The organism is Aliidiomarina sedimenti (assembly GCF_003986955.1).
Taxonomy (GTDB): domain Bacteria; phylum Pseudomonadota; class Gammaproteobacteria; order Enterobacterales; family Alteromonadaceae; genus Aliidiomarina; species Aliidiomarina sedimenti.
On record NZ_PIPN01000006.1, the window covers coordinates 63,662 to 78,830 of the forward strand.

A 15,169-nucleotide genomic window follows, 5' to 3' on the forward strand; every position below is an offset into this window, starting at 1 on the left:
ATGAAAATATTATTTCTCACCTCGCAGTTAGGCTTTGGTCATATACGGGCCGCCAATGCGGTGGAGCAAGCGTTGCAAGACCATTACCCAGACGTACGCTGTGAGTATCTTGACTTGTGGTCGCTGGTAGATGAGAAAGTCGCCGCTGCGGTAAAAGGCAGCTATCTTCGAATGACCCAGGACTACCCGGACTATTATCAAAAACTTTATGACCTGGATAAAAGTGTCTGGCAACAGCTCAGCGGCGAAACCCCTTTAGACGAAGGCATTAAACAATTCGTCGCCGACCAGCAGTTGCACTGGTTTCCCCGCCAGACCCGCTGGCTGCCTATGAGCCAACATAAGCTGGATAGCGCGCTATTAACCAGTTATTTCCGTTTGCTGATTAACCAGGATGAACGAAGCCGCTATTCGATCATACTCCGCAGCTTATTAATGCTCATACGAACGGTGCTGTTACACCGCATGAAAGAACAGATAGAACGCATCGCACCTGACGTTATCGTGGCCACCCAAATGTACCCGGCTGCGCTGTTTTCGCGACTGAAACAAAAGCAACAGTTCAGCGATATCCCCTCGCTGGGCATAGTGACCGATTACGGCCTGCAAAAAGTGTGGGTAAAACCCACCACAGATGGCTATTGCGTGCCCTCATCGGGCGTTGCCGATCAATTGCTGGCGTGGGGCGTACCAGCGGGCAGTATCCATGAAACCGGAATTCCTCTGGACCGGCAATTCAATAACCCGCCGCCTCAAAGCGAGGCGCGGGCAGCATTAAAACTGGATCCGCGTAAACCGACGGTGCTGGTGACCGGCGGTCAGTACGGAATTGGTCTGCTGCCAACCGTCGACTACCTGTGTAAGGCCGCCGATGAATGGCAAATACTGGTCACTGTCGGCAATGCCAGCAGCGACCAAGCCGCTTTGCAACGTTTACAGCAAACCTGCCCCGCTCAGCTGATACTTTTCGATTGGGTCGACAATATGGCGCAGCTGATTGCCGCCGCCGATGTGGTGGTTGGTAAACCCGGCGGTTTATCGGTCAGCGAGGCGCTGGCTTGTGGCCGGCCCTTTTTTGCGACCTGCTCTCTGGGAGGCCAGGAAGCCCATAATGTCGAATTTTTAAGGCAGCAAGGCGTCGGCGATAAACTCGCTCCCGCGCAACTGGCGGCTCGCCTAAAGCAGTTATTTGCTAAGCCTGAAGTACTCGCTGCAATGCAGGAACGTGCCTATCTCACAGGCCACCGCAATGCGGCAGAGCAGGTAGCGATGCGTGTTATCGAGCGCCTGCCGGCTTCGTGCAGCCCAATGGCTGAGCCCAAGGTCGCTCAGTAAGTAACTGCCCACTGACTTATTGTTCAGTAGCTAGTTGTCCAATAATTAGCTGCCCAATAAACCAAGGATTCAGATTATGTTCAGATTATATGCCTGGCGACTTTTGAACACCTGCTACCTGTGCTACGACAGAGCCTACCGCCGCTGGCATAAATTAGAGCCGGTTGATGATTTTTTGCAGGTGAAAAAGCAGCTTTATCAGGGGGAGCCTCAGGTATTTCGGGACGGTACCCAGGTCAAGGCAGGTGACGCGATACTGGTGCTGCATTTTAACAATGACTTTATGGCACAGTTACACCAGCGCACTAAGCAAACATCGTCTCGTCGCGTGGCCTGGTTTTTTGGTAAAGCGCTGATAAGCTCCATGGCGCGGCTGCATGAGAGCCTGCAGGTGCAGTGTGCCCAACAAGAAATAAAAGCCATCACCGGCGTCACCTGGTTTAAAACTCACGGTGACAAAGTGGGCTTTGAAAGCCACCCATTGCCGGAAGGCTGGCGGCGGTGGCTATTGCACTGGCACTTCCGCCTGTTGCTGTTAGCCCTTTTTCCACAGTTGCAGGCGCACCAGAACCGTCAGCTTATACCCCACAGGTTTTGGCTAACCCCTGCACAGCTGCGTGATACCGTCGAAGGAAAGAGCTCCTATGTGGCCCAACGGCTTTCTTAATATCACCAGCCGGGGGCGTCGGTCTGAACCGCAGGTTTATCTGACCTTCGATGACGGCCCGGACCCACGGTTTACGCCAGCGATACTGGATACACTCGCGCAACATCAGATCAAAGCCAGTTTCTTCGTGCTCGGCGAAGCCTGTGCCGCTCATCCGGCGCTGGTCCGTCAGGCAGCACAGGCCGGGCACGATATTGGTATCCACAGCTACTCCCACGCACACCCCTGGCGGTTACCCGAAACCGAAGCCCGTGAAGAAATGCGCCGCTGCTACCATACGCTGGCCGACATAACCGGAAGCCCTCCCCGCCTGTTCCGCCCCGCTTACGGGCGCATTCGGCCAGCCACCCTGCAGCAAGCCAGCGCATTGCAGTTGCGTACGGTGTTGTGGAGCCGCAGCGTTATTGACTGGGGCACGTGGGGAACCTTAAGCGGAGTAAGCCGACGCCTCGCTGCAGTACGACCGGGGGATATCGTATTAATGCACGACGCACGGCCTGATGCCAACCGACCACAGGTTACCCAGACCGCATTGCAGAATTTCCTGCTCACCGACAAAGCCGCCAGCCTGAATTTTTGTGGGCTTTCGCAGCTATTAGAAAAAACCGGGGAGAGACACGCTCGCTCGTAGGCTAACCGGTACCCAGCGGACGGAAGTTTGATTTTATAAACTGAATCGTAGTCACTTAACTAGTCCGCAGGCACTCTGGGATTCTCCAGTCGCTCCGCTAGCTTTTTTTAAACTGGCTTTTGATGAGAGCGCCAAGCTTTCCTATTCCTTCAAAGCGGCTGGAATAGACCGCAGCTTATAAGTCATCCAAGGAAACCGTTATCGCTTGGTCTTTATCAGCGCGACGCTCCTCAACGAGCTTAGAAAGTTCGCAGTCTTCGATCATGTCCATCAGCGCTTCATAAGTTTCCGCAGGAATCAGATAGGCTACAGGTTTATTGCGGTTCAACACCGCTATTGGCGAACCACTGGTCTAGGAGAGCAAAGCCGACGGATTTTTCTTTAATTCTGATATATTTACAGAGAAATTAGCTAATACTTGACGCATAAGTACCTCTATTCAGGCCTATATTCAGGTCATAAATTAGCCCATATTTTCGTCGAGTGCTACGTGCACACAGGCCTAACACCACTCTGACACTTCAAAACTCTGAGTTCTTGTTCGTAGTCGCTCCAGAGCGGACAAGCCCTGTTTGTTGCCTTGGGTAACATGTTGCTATATGCAATTTGCAACATGCGCTTTAAGCTCCTGTTCGGACCAGCGCTCCAGTTCAAGGACTGCAGCGTAGGGTTCGCCAGAAATCCCCAGAACCCGACAAATAGCGGGTTCTGTTTTGAGACCGCTTTCTTTAAGCTGGCGTATTCTGTCGATGAACTCATTACCCCCGACCTTTACAAGGCGTTTCATTACCTGATAATGACGAAATGCAGCCTGCAACTGCACTGGGGTTTTTGACGCATAGACTTCAAATAAAAACTGGTTACAGTGAAACCGACCTAAAGCGTGATCGTTGCGTGGGCTCAGGCTGTATGCTTCATAGCCAGAATATGCCGATTCAAATTCCTCGATAAACGCTTCCTGTTCCTGGTACGTACAAACGATATCGATGTCGCTTTCGCTCGTATCCAGAGAAACAAATATCGTACTAACGACTTCCGGCGAATACGACTGCAGTTTATTAAGAACCTCCGATACGTGTATCGCTTTTTCGGCACGGACGATCTTGCTGTTCACTCGCCCAGAATCCTTATTATCTGTCTCAACTTTTCTATCGTATTCTTCTTGATTCATGCAATGATCTTGACTTGTATATAACACCTGCTCACAAGAGCGGCCAAATAAGGGCTGCGTTTTGGCTGTCCCAATACCAAAGAGAGCGATTGATGTGCCTTGTTAGGCTTGGCCATTTTTATCAGGCTTGTTTTTATAACGTCCTATATAAATGCTCCCTAACCCTATCGCAAATATAACTGAACCTATAAGGGCAAACATTGGGTTTGGCGCTTTTAATGAAAATAGATTGAAATAGAGCATTACTGCTAAACCCAAGCCACTTAAAAAAAGACCACTTAATTTATACATATAGCCCTCGAATAGAATATCTGCTATAACCTGTCCAGCTCAACAGGTGCGTGCTGATGCGTCTTGTTATGTGCGTGGTAGATTCTGCCATCGTTCCGGCGCTTGTTTAGGATGAAATACTGCAAGTACGAGGATGAAGTTGTCTTCATTCCGATAGAGTACTCCATGAGGAAATGTATCGAGAGGCCAGCGTCGTATTTCATTTTCAAGAATTTGCATCGCCAACGGTCGCATAGCAATCGCTTTAACCGCGATTTCTAAGGCACTTTGAAACTGTACCGCTAAATCAGGGCTGATTTTGCGATAATAGCTTTTTTCCCGCCGAACATCCTCTCGGGCAGCTTCAAGGAAACGTACAGGTTTCAACGATCATCAGCCCGAAGGTCCGCAAATACGTCGTCAGATGAGATCGTTTGCTCGCCGCCCTCAAGATATGCTTGATACCTGCGATTTGCTTCATTTAGCCAAGCTTGTTCCACTCGTCGGGGATCAACGTTAGGGCGCTCATCGATACTCTCTAGCAGGTGAACGATTAACCGAGTCCGATCCTCTTTTGGAAGAGAAAGCGCCTCAGACTCGAGGATTTCTGCTGATATGGTCATAAACCACCTCGTTCAATATTTAACCATTAACACTCTACTACACGAGAATGCGGAAATGAAGCTGGATACCAGCATTAAGCACATAACGCCGCGCTCTGCGGAAAACTTGTAGCACAGCGGAAAGTTTGTTCGACAGCAGCGCTTTGTTACGCATTTTCGCAAGCTCTCTCTATACCCAAACCTAGCTTTTGAAGAGCACTAAGCAGAAAATCAATATCTTTATCCTTTATCACAATCCTTTGCCCAGACTTGTAGGTGGCATCACCGGATTTTTCTATGTAACGTTCGTCCACAATTCCTTCGTTGTGCGCGAGCAGGTGTCTTTTCTGATAGATGATAGCTAGCTTCTTAAGCTCATCAGGAGACAACCAAGCATCAAATCCCTTTTGCACTGCTTTTTCCCACAAAGAACTAGCTTGATCTAAGCGCTGAAATGCATTGAAAGGAGCGTTTCCGAAGCGAGCGTACATCCCCTCGCAATACTTTTGAAAAGCTACGACACCGTCTGAAATACATGTTTCTATTATAGATCTGCATGTTACCTCGGCATCATCCTTTCCCACCGATTCTGAAAGAGTAGTGCGAACCAACTCCACATTGTCTTTCTTGGCTCGGATCTTACGCAGTGAATCTGAAAACGTTCTCGTTACGGAGTTGTGCCCGCAAGCAGGGCAAAAATATGCACTACCAATAACCGCAAATCTTGAACGGCATTCTTCGCATTGAATTTCGAGCTGCATGAGTTCTGCAGCCTTGGCAGGGATGGCATGCGTGCGCTTTGGTCCGCCCGTCACTTTCATCGACATTGAAATAAAACTGTTTCTGGGCTGCTTTCGGTTAAATTTCTGCGCGCCACTCCGCATGGCGTTGTGTATTTTTCCTTGGGCTACTGCAAACGCCTCCTCTTTCGCGTGCTCAACTTGATCGATAGTGAACCATTGATCCGCCGGCGCCTCGCGTCTACACATGGGACACCACACTGCCTCATCTTTAAAGATATTACCCCAGTCTTCTTCGTTCACTTTAAATATGAACTCACAGGCCTCTTCCGGACACTGCTTGTCTATATAGCCTTTTTCGTCAGAGTGAATTGGGACAGAGACGGATTGGCCGTTCATTCGCTTCAACTCTTTAATCAAATCTTCGAACATGAGGTTCCCTCACTCTGGTGCGTAACATTTTAATAGTGAGCGCGCGTGCTATCCCCTATAAACTGAGCGTGCGCGATAACAAGCAAACCGAGCATGCGCACTAACTCAAGAATGTGCTAATGCAGCCTCTGTGGTTAGTAACGACCACTGGCATGAACGTGCCAAACACTAATCTAATCTAGGGGCAAAATGAGCAATCGTAAGCAGCGAAAACGAATGTGAGATGGGCTCTTCCTTGAGGAAACAACGTGAGCGCGCTCATGAGCGGTTGCATTGGCAACTGCGTTCGCTTCGCCATCATCCATCGGCGTGCGCGTTTTTTATTTATAGCTCTAACTTACAAGATTGCTTGGGGTTCGACAAGTAACAAAACCGACAACCTTGGACGTTTCGAAGTGGCTACTTTGTGATAATAACTTATCCTGCCCCTACAGTAGAAAGCGCTAGAAACGTACACGCAAATGCTCCATATATAAAACATAAGAAATCTTTAAGAACTATATACATAACATTAAATTTAATTTCGAAATTGACGAGTAGAAGGTTTTGCTCTATATGTGAATCATTAAACATTTTAATGCACTATACGCGATACAAAATGCCAAAGTCCGCAGCAAGAAGTTACTCTCGCTACACTGAAGAAGCGCTAACATTGTTGGCGAAGTTGATTCGTGCCTCCCGGCTTGAACAAAAGATGAGCGCTCAGGAGCTGGCAGATCGTGCTGGCATCTCCAGGGGCATGCTATCTCGCATAGAGAAAGCCGATCCCAAATGCGAAATAGGCGCAACTTTTGAGGTCGCCAGAATTGTAGGAGTGACCTTATTTGAAGCAGAGCCTGGCCGACTAACTATGCAGCTAAAACAAGTCGAAGCAAAACTTGCTCTGCTTCCTAAAAGCGCCCGCAAGGCTAAAAGGAAAGTAATAGATGACTTCTAAGCAAGACTATAAAGAAGCTTACGTCTGGATTTGGTTACCCGATGCGACAGAGCCCGTCGTGGCTGGTCGCCTCGCTAGAGCGGTGAGGCTTGCCGAAATATCAGAGAACACACCACCTACCAAGTTATCCATGCCCACCTCCTTGATTTAACTACTTGTTTATCGAAAACATAACGCCTCAATAACCGGTTCAGCTTTGCTACGTCCGGCGCCGAAGGCGCGTAGTTGATTGATTTGTTATGCATTATTTACGCTTAGGAAAAAAATTCTTAATTTCGGAAATCGATTGATCAAATTTTAGTGGCCTGTACTCAAATCGCGCTAACGCACCTGGCCCCATAAGGTGTTTGAACCGCGCTTCCGTGACGCCAGACTCGTCAGGATTGTAGACAATAATCTTTTTAAGAACAGTATCACCGACAGTGCCTAAACCATATAGTAGTCTGAAAAAAGCATCCGTTTCTGGAAGCGAATACCCGATGATAAATATATACTCTGCCTCCTCAAGCTCCTTAGCGGTGGTACTCCAAATAGTTGAGAGTAATTGATGGTAGTCTGCTTTATTCCACGCAGGAGGAACTATGACTGGCTCTGGTTTCACTTTTACATCAGTATGTTTCGTGTAGTACTCTTGAAGTTGGCTACCAATTGGAATTTTGCAATTCCCTCGCTCTTCACTAAATCCTTGATAACTATATTTAGAAAAGTACTCCTGCAATGTAAGTGGTTGAACGGAACCACTATCTTCTCGCACTGCCCAATTAAGAGAACCGTGTAACTTTAATAACGAAACAGGATAACTTGCGTTAACGGAAGGGCCGAAGCCATAAACAGGGCCTAGACCACATTTATGCATTGCAACATCTAGAGCAATATCGTAGTTAAACGATATTACTGCTGGTTTTTTAACTGGGTGAGCTTCTTGTTTCAAATAACTAAGTAACTCAGCAAATTTTTCGTAGCTACTTGGTGCAAGTATGTATCGTCCTCTAGTCGGAAAATCTATCGTCCTCTCTAGAGTTACGACAATTAATTCTTTTAGAGACGCTATCGCGAACGGTATTTCGTCAGGTTCAAATCCAGGCAACTTTTTAAGTGCATTTGCGATTTCTAAAGCAGTAAATATTGACTCAATATTGTTTAGGTCAATTTGTGATTTTGAGTGAACAGATTGAAGTGAAGATATGGCTTTGAATACTCTCTCGAAGTCTTCATTTTTCCCTGCCACATCATTAGTACTTAGAAGCCTGGAAGCTGTATCCAGGAAATCGTTCATTAAAGGCGCACCACAATCTTTAGAAGCCCCAGCGCCTAGAATAAAAACTATATCACCCATGTTGTAAGAGTCTCCTTATGCATAATGCGCCGCCTGCGGCGTCATTCTTCAGTGGCTTGTTATGCATCCATTTTACTTAGCTTGCTCTCCAATTTCTGAAGAGTCGCTCGAATATCTTTTAATTCGGGTGATAAACTTTGCTCTTTGGTGCGTCGACTAGTAGGCTCGTCACTCACTAATCCGTGTTTTCGAAGCGGATCATTGTGAATTTGCATCAATACACTTCTCACATAATGTGAATACTCTTCTCCCTTGCCAGCTTCTGAGGACAATTGATCCGAAAACCCGACGATTGATTTGGCTAGAGTGCTTTTATATGCATAGTCTTCTGCGATATTCTTCTGCTTTACATACTGGGCTGCTGAAAACCAAGCACCACCTATGAGTATTGGAAGTAATGAAACTCTACCAACCATTGCTCCAGCACCTAAATTAGGGTCGCTCACAAGCCAAATACCCATAAGTACAGATGCAATTACAAATACGACCGAAGAAATTATCCACCCACGGATTAAATTTGGCTTACTAGCCCTATTGAATTGTTCGGTAAAGGCCGCACTCAATCCTTCTGCAGTTTTATACTCCAGAGCTAATTTTGCGCTTTTAATTAAGCTTTCCGCTTCTTCGTTATATTCCTTATGATCAGATTCATATTGCTCCAGAGTTGTTATGTATTTCTTTGTTCTTTGCTCTTGTTTTTCTAGCTGTGTTTCCCTCTCTAAAACTTTTTCACTAAAAGATTCTATAACTTCGTTGTGACTTTTTGCTTCTGAAAGTAAGTTCTCAATTTGCTCAGTCCTTTCCTCGTCTTGGTCAAGCATTGATTCTAATTCTGTGCGTTTTTGCAATGTTGCATCGGATAACATATTCAACTCATCCAATTCTTCTTGCAGCGAACTCATTTTTTCACCCAAATCGGCATGCGTGCTCTCGATTTCACTTTTTAGCACAAGACCTTCTTTCTTAACTTCCAAGATGGCCTCTATCTCTTCCGTCAAAGCTGCCGCTCGCTTTTGAAGGCTATCAAGGTGTTCTTCAAAAACTTCCTGGCGGTCGAATGATTTTCGAACACCCCAGCCTCTCAGGACAGGTTTGATATTGTCCAAGTAGGTACACACGGAATTTAAATCTCTATTTTTTAATTGAGTATTTATATTCGAAAGTTGAGAAGCAAAGGAATTCCTCTCGCTGTGTGTTGAAGCTTGAATGAACTTATTTTCAGATTTAAGAGCAGCAGTTATGTCTACGAGAATGGCGTCAATACCGCCTTTAATTCCTTTCGCCGTATACTCTTGCTCTGGCCCAAATTGTTGCCCCTTATAGTGAGCCACCTTGATGGCTCTTAGGGATTTTCGAATCTCGTCTCTTAGGCTTCGAATCTGGTCAATAGTTTGTGTGCTCATGGATACCTTAATCTCTTAGGAAGCATAACGCCCCTGATCTGGCGCGAAAAGATGTTGGCGTGGCTTTTGCGTTTTTTGCAAAAGGCGTGACGACATACTTTTGTCGCTCAGGATCGGCTTGTTAGAGAGCGCCACGCCACTCGTTCCGCTTCTCTGCCAATTGATTCACGCCACCCTCATCGCCCACTAACTGCAATAGAAAGCACGCAATTAAACTTGAATATTGATTTCGAACCTTTAAGAGCTTTTGAATCTCTTCGACCGGATAATTTGGCTCAATAGCCGAAGGTGAAATACGCCTGATGATGTGCTCTATTCCTCCGTGAGTAAGGCCATGAAAGTCCTCACGATTTAGCTCAGACATTCCTTTAATGAATGCACCACCTGTTTCAGGATCATCACCAATATCCTTGAGCATGTCTTTAAATCCTGGATATTTTCTTTTTCCGAATTTTTCTACGGCTTCATCCGACGCATGGTCAAGCAACCACACGCCCCGTGTGTAGGCCTCATGCAAAGGTCTTAAAAGAGAAAATGCAGGGCCTGGAAGATTTCGGTCTACGAGCAGGGTCATTGCGTCCGTGATATCCAGCGCATGCTGGAGCAAGGCCACGCCCATGTGAATGCGGCTGTTGTTTTGGACGGGTATGTCGTTTGTCTTGCTATGAATCCACGCCCCAATTTCTTTTGCTTTCGCGACGCTTTCGCTGATATCCATAAAGCTCTCTAACCTTTGTATAGTGTGTCTGCGCACTTTGCAGTTCGTTCAGCTAATGATTACCAATGCGTAAATTGCTGTCCAATAACTCATTCTTCCGCAAAACTTCCAGAACACGAAAAAGCCATTTGAGCATGCTCAGTCACCCTATTGGGTGAGTACGATATCTAACTTTGAATTTTGTTATGTAGTTGACATTAAACGACTTAAAAACACAAAACAACAACAAACCGAGCAATCTTTCCTGTATAAGCGCGCAACGGCCTGAATCAGGCAAGGGAGTTTATCAAGCTCATAGCTCGGTTATGCGCTCAAAACTGCCATCAGCACAAACAAAAATGCCCTCCTAATTGGAGGGCATTAAACGGTTTATTTCCTGCGTTCTAGAAACTCAGATATTACCGATAACTATCAATATCCGGGCAGCTGCACACCAGATTGCGGTCACCATAGACATCATCAATACGGTTCACGCTTGGCCAGAACTTATCGATGGCTACGGCAGGTACCGGGTACGCGGCCAGTTGGCGGTCGTACGGGCGATCCCAGCTGCTATCGACGATATCGGCCAGGGTATGCGGCGCATTCACCAGCGGGTTGTTGTCCGCTGGCCATTCACCGGCGGCTACTTTCTCCAGCTCGCCTTTAATGCAGACCATGGCTTCAATGAAGCGGTCCAGCTCGGCTTTCGACTCGGACTCGGTCGGCTCTACCATCAGCGTGCCAGCGACCGGGAACGACATAGTTGGCGAGTGGAAGCCGTAGTCCTGCAGGCGCTTGGCAATATCGATTTCGGCGATATCCGCTTTGTCTTTCAGCGGGCGTAAATCGATGATGCACTCATGCGCGACGCGGCCATTGCGTCCACTGTACAGAATCGGGTAGTGCTCACCCAGCTTAGTCGCCAGGTAGTTTGCGTTCAGAATGGCGGTTTCGGTCGCTTCACGCAGGCCGGCGCTGCCCATCATCGCAATGTACATCCACGAAATTGGCAGGATACTGGCACTACCGTATGGCGCTGCTGATACGGCATGGTTACCATGCGCCAGCCCTTCGCCGTCCATCATTACGTGGCCCGGTAAGAAAGGTGCCAGGTGTTTTTTGACCCCGATAGGGCCCATGCCTGGTCCGCCGCCGCCATGTGGAATGCAGAAGGTTTTATGCAGGTTCAGGTGCGATACATCCGAGCCAATAAAGCCCGGCGAGGTAACCCCAACCTGAGCATTCATGTTGGCGCCGTCCATGTACACCTGGCCACCAAATTCATGCACGATGTCGCAGACTTCACGAATTTTCTCTTCGTACACACCATGGGTCGACGGGTACGTCACCATGGCGCAGGACAGGTTGTCACCGGCTTCTTCGGCTTTCTGGCGGAAATCGCTGACGTCGATATTACCCTGGTCATCGCAGTCAACCACGATCACTTTCATGCTCGCCATTTGCGCTGAAGCCGGGTTAGTACCATGCGCTGAACTTGGGATCAGACAGATATCACGATGCCCTTCACCACGGCTCTGATGATACTTCTGAATCGCCATCAGGCCAGCGTATTCGCCCTGAGCCCCTGAGTTTGGCTGCATTGACATGGCGTCATAGCCGGTAATGTCCAGCAACCAGTCTGACAGGCTGGCAATCATTTGCGCGTAGCCACGGGTCTGTTCAGGTGGGCAGAACGGGTGCAGACCACCAAATTCTGGCCAGGTCACCGGGATCATCTCAGCTGTGGCATTCAGCTTCATGGTGCAGGAGCCGAGTGAAATCATCGAGTGGTTAAGTGCCAGATCTTTGTTTTCCAGCGACTTAATGTAACGCAGCATCTCGGTTTCTGAGTGATACGAGTTAAATACGTCGTGAGTCAGGAAATCGGTATCGCGCTGCAGGTTAAGAGGCAAGCTGTCGTCGCCGCCACTTACTTCAGAATCCAGTTTACCGACACTCAGGCCATGGCCTTCGCCAAGCAGGATATCAAACAGTTGCGCGACATCGGCAGCGGTTTTGCTTTCATCCATGCTGATACCAACCTGACCGTCGTGATCCAGACGCAGGTTCACTTCAGCGGCACGGGCACGCTCAATGATATCGCTCTTACTGGAGCGCACGTTCACTGTCAGGGTGTCGAACCAGCTGCCGTTGGTGACCGTCAGACCTTTTTCCTGCAGGCCTGCGGCAACGATATCAGTCAGGCGGTGAATGCGCCCGGCAATGTTCTTCAGCCCTTCAGGACCGTGGTAAACCGCGTAGAACGAGGCCATGTTGGCCAGCAGGACCTGCGCGGTACAGATGTTTGAGTTGGCTTTCTCGCGACGGATATGTTGTTCGCGGGTTTGCATCGCCATCCGCAGCGCCAGGTTGCCACGTGAGTCTTTAGACACACCAATAATACGGCCCGGCAAGGCACGTTTGAATTTGTCACGGGTGGCAAAGAATGCCGCATGTGGTCCGCCATAGCCCATTGGCACACCAAAACGTTGCGCCGAACCAAAGACCATATCCGCGCCCATTTCACCCGGCGACTTACACATCACCAGGCTCATCAGGTCGGTTGCGACCGCTACTACTGCTTTTTGCTTCTGCACCGCGGCAATCACGTCGCTTAAATCAAGAATATCGCCATTGTCGGCCGGGCTTTGCAGCAAGGCACCAAAGACTTCGTGGTCGGCCGCTTCGGTCCAGTCGCCTTCGATAATATCGAAACCGAACATGTCAGCGCGCGCTTTAACCACGTCAATGGTTTGCGGGAATACGTTGTTAGCAATAAAGAATGCGTTGGACTTCGACTTAGCTACCCGCTTGGCCATGGCCATTGCTTCGGCTGCCGCTGTGGCTTCATCCAGCAGCGACGCACTCGCCAGCTCCATGCCAGTTAAATCCATGGTCATTTGCTGGAAGTTCAGAATAGCCTGCAGGCGGCCCTGAGCAATTTCTGGCTGGTACGGGGTGTACGCGGTGTACCAACCCGGGTTTTCCAGCACGTTACGGAGAATCACGTTCGGCGTCAGGGTGTCGTAGTAACCTGCCCCAATGTAGCTTTTAAACACCTGGTTCTTGCTCGCGATGGTTTTCAATTTTGCCAGCGCATCACGTTCTGTCATGGCCGTGCCAATGTTCAGAAAAGGCTCGCGCAAAATCGCACCGGGTACGGTTTGCGTGGTCATTTCTTCCAGTGACGATGCACCGACGGCTTGCAGCATGGCTGCGCGCTCATCTTCACTCGGGCCGATATGACGGGCCACAAACTCGTCGTGACGTTCAAATTGTTCCAGGGTTTTACCGCTCATGATTCACCTTGATTTAGCTAATGGCAATGTCGCTTACGTTGGCTAAGCGAAAAACAAGGCCCCGGCATAACCGGGGCCCTGACATTCTGACAACCTGCTTATTCGTCTTCGATTGACGCAGAATAGGCTTCTGCATCCAGCAGGTTGTTTAATTCATTTTCATCGTCTGCTTTAATTTTGAATAACCAGCCGTCACCGTACGGGTCGTTATTGACCATTTCCGGTGAGTCTTCGAGGTCTTCGTTCACAGCCACTATCTGGCCGCTAATTGGCGCGTAAATATCAGACGCCGCTTTAACTGATTCTGCAACTGCACAGTCGTCACCCACTGAGAAGGTATCGCCTTCTTCCGGCAGCTCGACAAACACCATGTCACCTAACAGTTCCTGCGCGTGTTCACTGATACCGACGGTGTAAACGCCTTCGCCTTCGTTACGCACCCATTCGTGCGACGCTGCGTATTTCAATTCTGTTGGAACGTTGCTCATTGTCTTGTCCTTTTTATATAGCTTTTTAAAAACATTGATTAACTAAGGTAGTCAGGCCCAGATGAAGCCTTAGTAAGCTTTCACCACCGCAGCGCCGTGACGAACGAAACCTGGCTTCACAACTTTTACTGTAACCATTTTCTTGCGCATTTCCACCTCAGCAGTGTCCCCCACTGGCGTCGGTACCCGCGCCATGGCGATGCTGTAACCCAGGGTTGGCGAGAAAGTCCCTGAGGTTATCACGCCTTCACCACCTTCAACCTTCACTTTCAGTCCGGCACGCAATACGCCTTTATCTTCCATCACCAGACCGATTAACTTCTCAGTCCCTTCTGCTTTTTGCGCTTCCAGAACGTCACGACCAATGAACTTACGCTCAGCCGGTTCGAAGGCAACGCTCCAGCCCATGTTGGCGGCTAATGGTGATACGGTTTCGTCCATGTCCTGACCATACAGGTTCATGCCAGCTTCCAGGCGCAGGGTATCACGCGCGCCAAGGCCACATGGCTCAACGCCATTGTCGAGCAACTTGTCCCACACCGAGACGACTAATTCATTGGGGACGATAATCTCATAGCCAGCTTCACCGGTATAGCCAGTGGTGGCGACAAACAAATCACCCAGCTGCAGACCAAAGAATGGTTTCATTTCTTTAACCTGGCCGAACTGGTCGTCACCAAGCAAAATAGCAATTTTTTCCTGTGCCTGCGGACCCTGCAAGGCAATCATCGCAAACTCGGTGCGCTCAGTGACTGACACGTCAAACTCACCTGCCTGCTTTTGCAGCCACTGCATGTCTTTGTCACGGGTTGCTGAGTTAACCACCAGACGATACGAATCATCAGCAAAGTAGTACACGATCAAGTCATCAATCACGCCGCCCTGCTCATTCAACATACCGGTGTAAAGCGCTTTACCCGGCTGGGTCAGCTTGGCCACATCGTTGGCCAGTAAATAACGCAAATAGGCCTTAGCTTCAGGGCCGGTGGCATCCACAATAGTCATGTGCGAGACGTCAAACATGCCCGCGCGCTGGCGTACAGCATGGTGCTCCTCTATCTGAGAACCATAGTTCAGCGGCATATCCCAGCCGTGGAAGTCGACCATTTTCGCGCCTGCTGCCACATGGGCATCGTACAAAGGAGTTTTGCTAGCCAT

At 48.8% G+C, this 15,169-nt stretch carries 15 protein-coding genes and 1 pseudogene; 4 read left to right on the forward strand and 12 right to left on the reverse strand.

Annotation, left to right across the window (positions count from 1 at the left end; genetic code table 11):
- The 3 genes from CWE12_RS12460 (at nt 1) to CWE12_RS12470 (ending at nt 2,633) form a co-directional block, all read left to right on the forward strand.
- Complete coding sequence (locus CWE12_RS12460) at nt 1-1,335, forward strand: MGDG synthase family glycosyltransferase (protein WP_126790043.1); 1,335 nt, start codon at nt 1-3, stop codon at nt 1,333-1,335.
- A 76-nt stretch (nt 1,336-1,411) separates the two neighbouring features.
- A complete protein-coding gene (locus tag CWE12_RS12465) occupies nt 1,412-2,002 on the forward strand; it encodes a YkoP family protein (protein ID WP_126790044.1) in 591 nt (196 codons plus the stop codon).
- On the forward strand, nt 1,980-2,633 hold the full coding sequence (locus CWE12_RS12470) for a polysaccharide deacetylase family protein (RefSeq protein ID WP_126790045.1): 654 nt from the start codon (nt 1,980-1,982) through the stop codon (nt 2,631-2,633). Before CWE12_RS12465 ends, CWE12_RS12470 begins: the two co-directional genes overlap by 23 nt.
- 175 nt (nt 2,634-2,808) lie before the next feature.
- On the opposite strand, the pseudogene CWE12_RS12480 reads toward CWE12_RS12470, so the two are convergent.
- The 6 genes and pseudogenes from CWE12_RS12480 to CWE12_RS12505 form a co-directional block, all read right to left on the reverse strand.
- Nucleotides 2,809-3,060, reverse strand: a pseudogene (locus CWE12_RS12480) (type II toxin-antitoxin system prevent-host-death family antitoxin).
- 168 nt (nt 3,061-3,228) lie between these two features.
- The gene (locus CWE12_RS12485; RefSeq protein WP_241984207.1) at nt 3,229-3,804 is read right to left on the reverse strand and encodes a DUF4269 domain-containing protein; all 576 of its coding nucleotides are present in this window, start codon (nt 3,802-3,804) and stop codon (nt 3,229-3,231) included.
- Nucleotides 3,805-3,906: 102 nt separating this feature from the next.
- Nucleotides 3,907-4,095: a hypothetical protein gene (locus CWE12_RS12490; RefSeq protein WP_126790046.1), complete on the reverse strand. Its 189-nt coding sequence runs from the start codon at nt 4,093-4,095 to the stop codon at nt 3,907-3,909.
- 66 nt (nt 4,096-4,161) lie between these two features.
- Nucleotides 4,162-4,461, reverse strand: a complete 300-nt coding sequence (locus CWE12_RS12495) for a type II toxin-antitoxin system RelE/ParE family toxin (protein ID WP_126790047.1) — start codon at nt 4,459-4,461, stop codon at nt 4,162-4,164.
- A complete protein-coding gene (locus CWE12_RS12500; RefSeq protein ID WP_126790048.1) occupies nt 4,458-4,697 on the reverse strand; it encodes an addiction module protein in 240 nt (79 codons plus the stop codon). The genes CWE12_RS12495 and CWE12_RS12500 overlap by 4 nt, the downstream gene beginning before the upstream one ends.
- Nucleotides 4,698-4,843: 146 nt before the next feature.
- A complete protein-coding gene (locus tag CWE12_RS12505; protein WP_126790049.1) occupies nt 4,844-5,848 on the reverse strand; it encodes a hypothetical protein in 1,005 nt (334 codons plus the stop codon).
- 598 nt (nt 5,849-6,446) lie between these two features.
- On the opposite strand from CWE12_RS12505, the gene CWE12_RS12510 reads away from it, so the two are divergent.
- Nucleotides 6,447-6,785 carry a helix-turn-helix transcriptional regulator gene (locus CWE12_RS12510; protein WP_126790050.1) on the forward strand — a complete coding sequence of 113 codons (339 nt, stop codon included), beginning with the start codon at nt 6,447-6,449 and terminating at the stop codon, nt 6,783-6,785.
- A gap of 244 nt (nt 6,786-7,029) precedes the next feature.
- On the opposite strand, the gene CWE12_RS12515 is transcribed toward CWE12_RS12510, so the two are convergent.
- The 6 genes from CWE12_RS12515 to gcvT form a co-directional block, all read right to left on the reverse strand.
- Nucleotides 7,030-8,121 carry an SIR2 family protein gene (locus CWE12_RS12515; protein ID WP_126790051.1) on the reverse strand — a complete coding sequence of 364 codons (1,092 nt, stop codon included), beginning with the start codon at nt 8,119-8,121 and terminating at the stop codon, nt 7,030-7,032.
- A gap of 59 nt (nt 8,122-8,180) precedes the next feature.
- Nucleotides 8,181-9,524, reverse strand: coding sequence for a hypothetical protein (locus CWE12_RS12520; protein ID WP_126790052.1), 1,344 nt, complete (start codon nt 9,522-9,524; stop codon nt 8,181-8,183).
- A gap of 121 nt (nt 9,525-9,645) precedes the next feature.
- Nucleotides 9,646-10,242: a DUF6988 family protein gene (locus CWE12_RS12525; protein WP_126790053.1), complete on the reverse strand. Its 597-nt coding sequence runs from the start codon at nt 10,240-10,242 to the stop codon at nt 9,646-9,648.
- 398 nt (nt 10,243-10,640) lie between these two features.
- Nucleotides 10,641-13,523 (reverse strand): aminomethyl-transferring glycine dehydrogenase, encoded by a 2,883-nt coding sequence (gene gcvP, locus CWE12_RS12530; protein WP_126790054.1) that lies wholly within the window; start codon nt 13,521-13,523, stop codon nt 10,641-10,643.
- A 98-nt stretch (nt 13,524-13,621) separates the two neighbouring features.
- The gene (gcvH, locus tag CWE12_RS12535) at nt 13,622-14,011 is read right to left on the reverse strand and encodes a glycine cleavage system protein GcvH (protein ID WP_126790055.1); all 390 of its coding nucleotides are present in this window, start codon (nt 14,009-14,011) and stop codon (nt 13,622-13,624) included.
- 69 nt (nt 14,012-14,080) lie between these two features.
- A complete protein-coding gene (gene gcvT / locus CWE12_RS12540) occupies nt 14,081-15,169 on the reverse strand; it encodes a glycine cleavage system aminomethyltransferase GcvT (RefSeq protein WP_126790056.1) in 1,089 nt (362 codons plus the stop codon).

Coding starts and splice junctions, on each gene's coding strand:
- gcvP (WP_126790054.1), bottom strand. CDS start 13,523: ATGAGCGGTAAAACCCTGGAACAATTTGAACGTCACGACGAGTTTGTG.
- CWE12_RS12490 (WP_126790046.1), bottom strand. CDS start 4,095: ATGTATAAATTAAGTGGTCTTTTTTTAAGTGGCTTGGGTTTAGCAGTA.
- CWE12_RS12505 (WP_126790049.1), bottom strand. CDS start 5,848: ATGTTCGAAGATTTGATTAAAGAGTTGAAGCGAATGAACGGCCAATCC.
- CWE12_RS12525 (WP_126790053.1), bottom strand. CDS start 10,242: ATGGATATCAGCGAAAGCGTCGCGAAAGCAAAAGAAATTGGGGCGTGG.
- CWE12_RS12500 (WP_126790048.1), bottom strand. CDS start 4,697: ATGACCATATCAGCAGAAATCCTCGAGTCTGAGGCGCTTTCTCTTCCA.
- CWE12_RS12510 (WP_126790050.1), top strand. CDS start 6,447: ATGCCAAAGTCCGCAGCAAGAAGTTACTCTCGCTACACTGAAGAAGCG.
- CWE12_RS12465 (WP_126790044.1), top strand. CDS start 1,412: ATGTTCAGATTATATGCCTGGCGACTTTTGAACACCTGCTACCTGTGC.
- CWE12_RS12485 (WP_241984207.1), bottom strand. CDS start 3,804: ATGAATCAAGAAGAATACGATAGAAAAGTTGAGACAGATAATAAGGAT.
- CWE12_RS12470 (WP_126790045.1), top strand. CDS start 1,980: ATGTGGCCCAACGGCTTTCTTAATATCACCAGCCGGGGGCGTCGGTCT.
- CWE12_RS12515 (WP_126790051.1), bottom strand. CDS start 8,121: ATGGGTGATATAGTTTTTATTCTAGGCGCTGGGGCTTCTAAAGATTGT.
- CWE12_RS12460 (WP_126790043.1), top strand. CDS start 1: ATGAAAATATTATTTCTCACCTCGCAGTTAGGCTTTGGTCATATACGG.
- gcvT (WP_126790056.1), bottom strand. CDS start 15,169: ATGGCTAGCAAAACTCCTTTGTACGATGCCCATGTGGCAGCAGGCGCG.
- gcvH (WP_126790055.1), bottom strand. CDS start 14,011: ATGAGCAACGTTCCAACAGAATTGAAATACGCAGCGTCGCACGAATGG.
- CWE12_RS12520 (WP_126790052.1), bottom strand. CDS start 9,524: ATGAGCACACAAACTATTGACCAGATTCGAAGCCTAAGAGACGAGATT.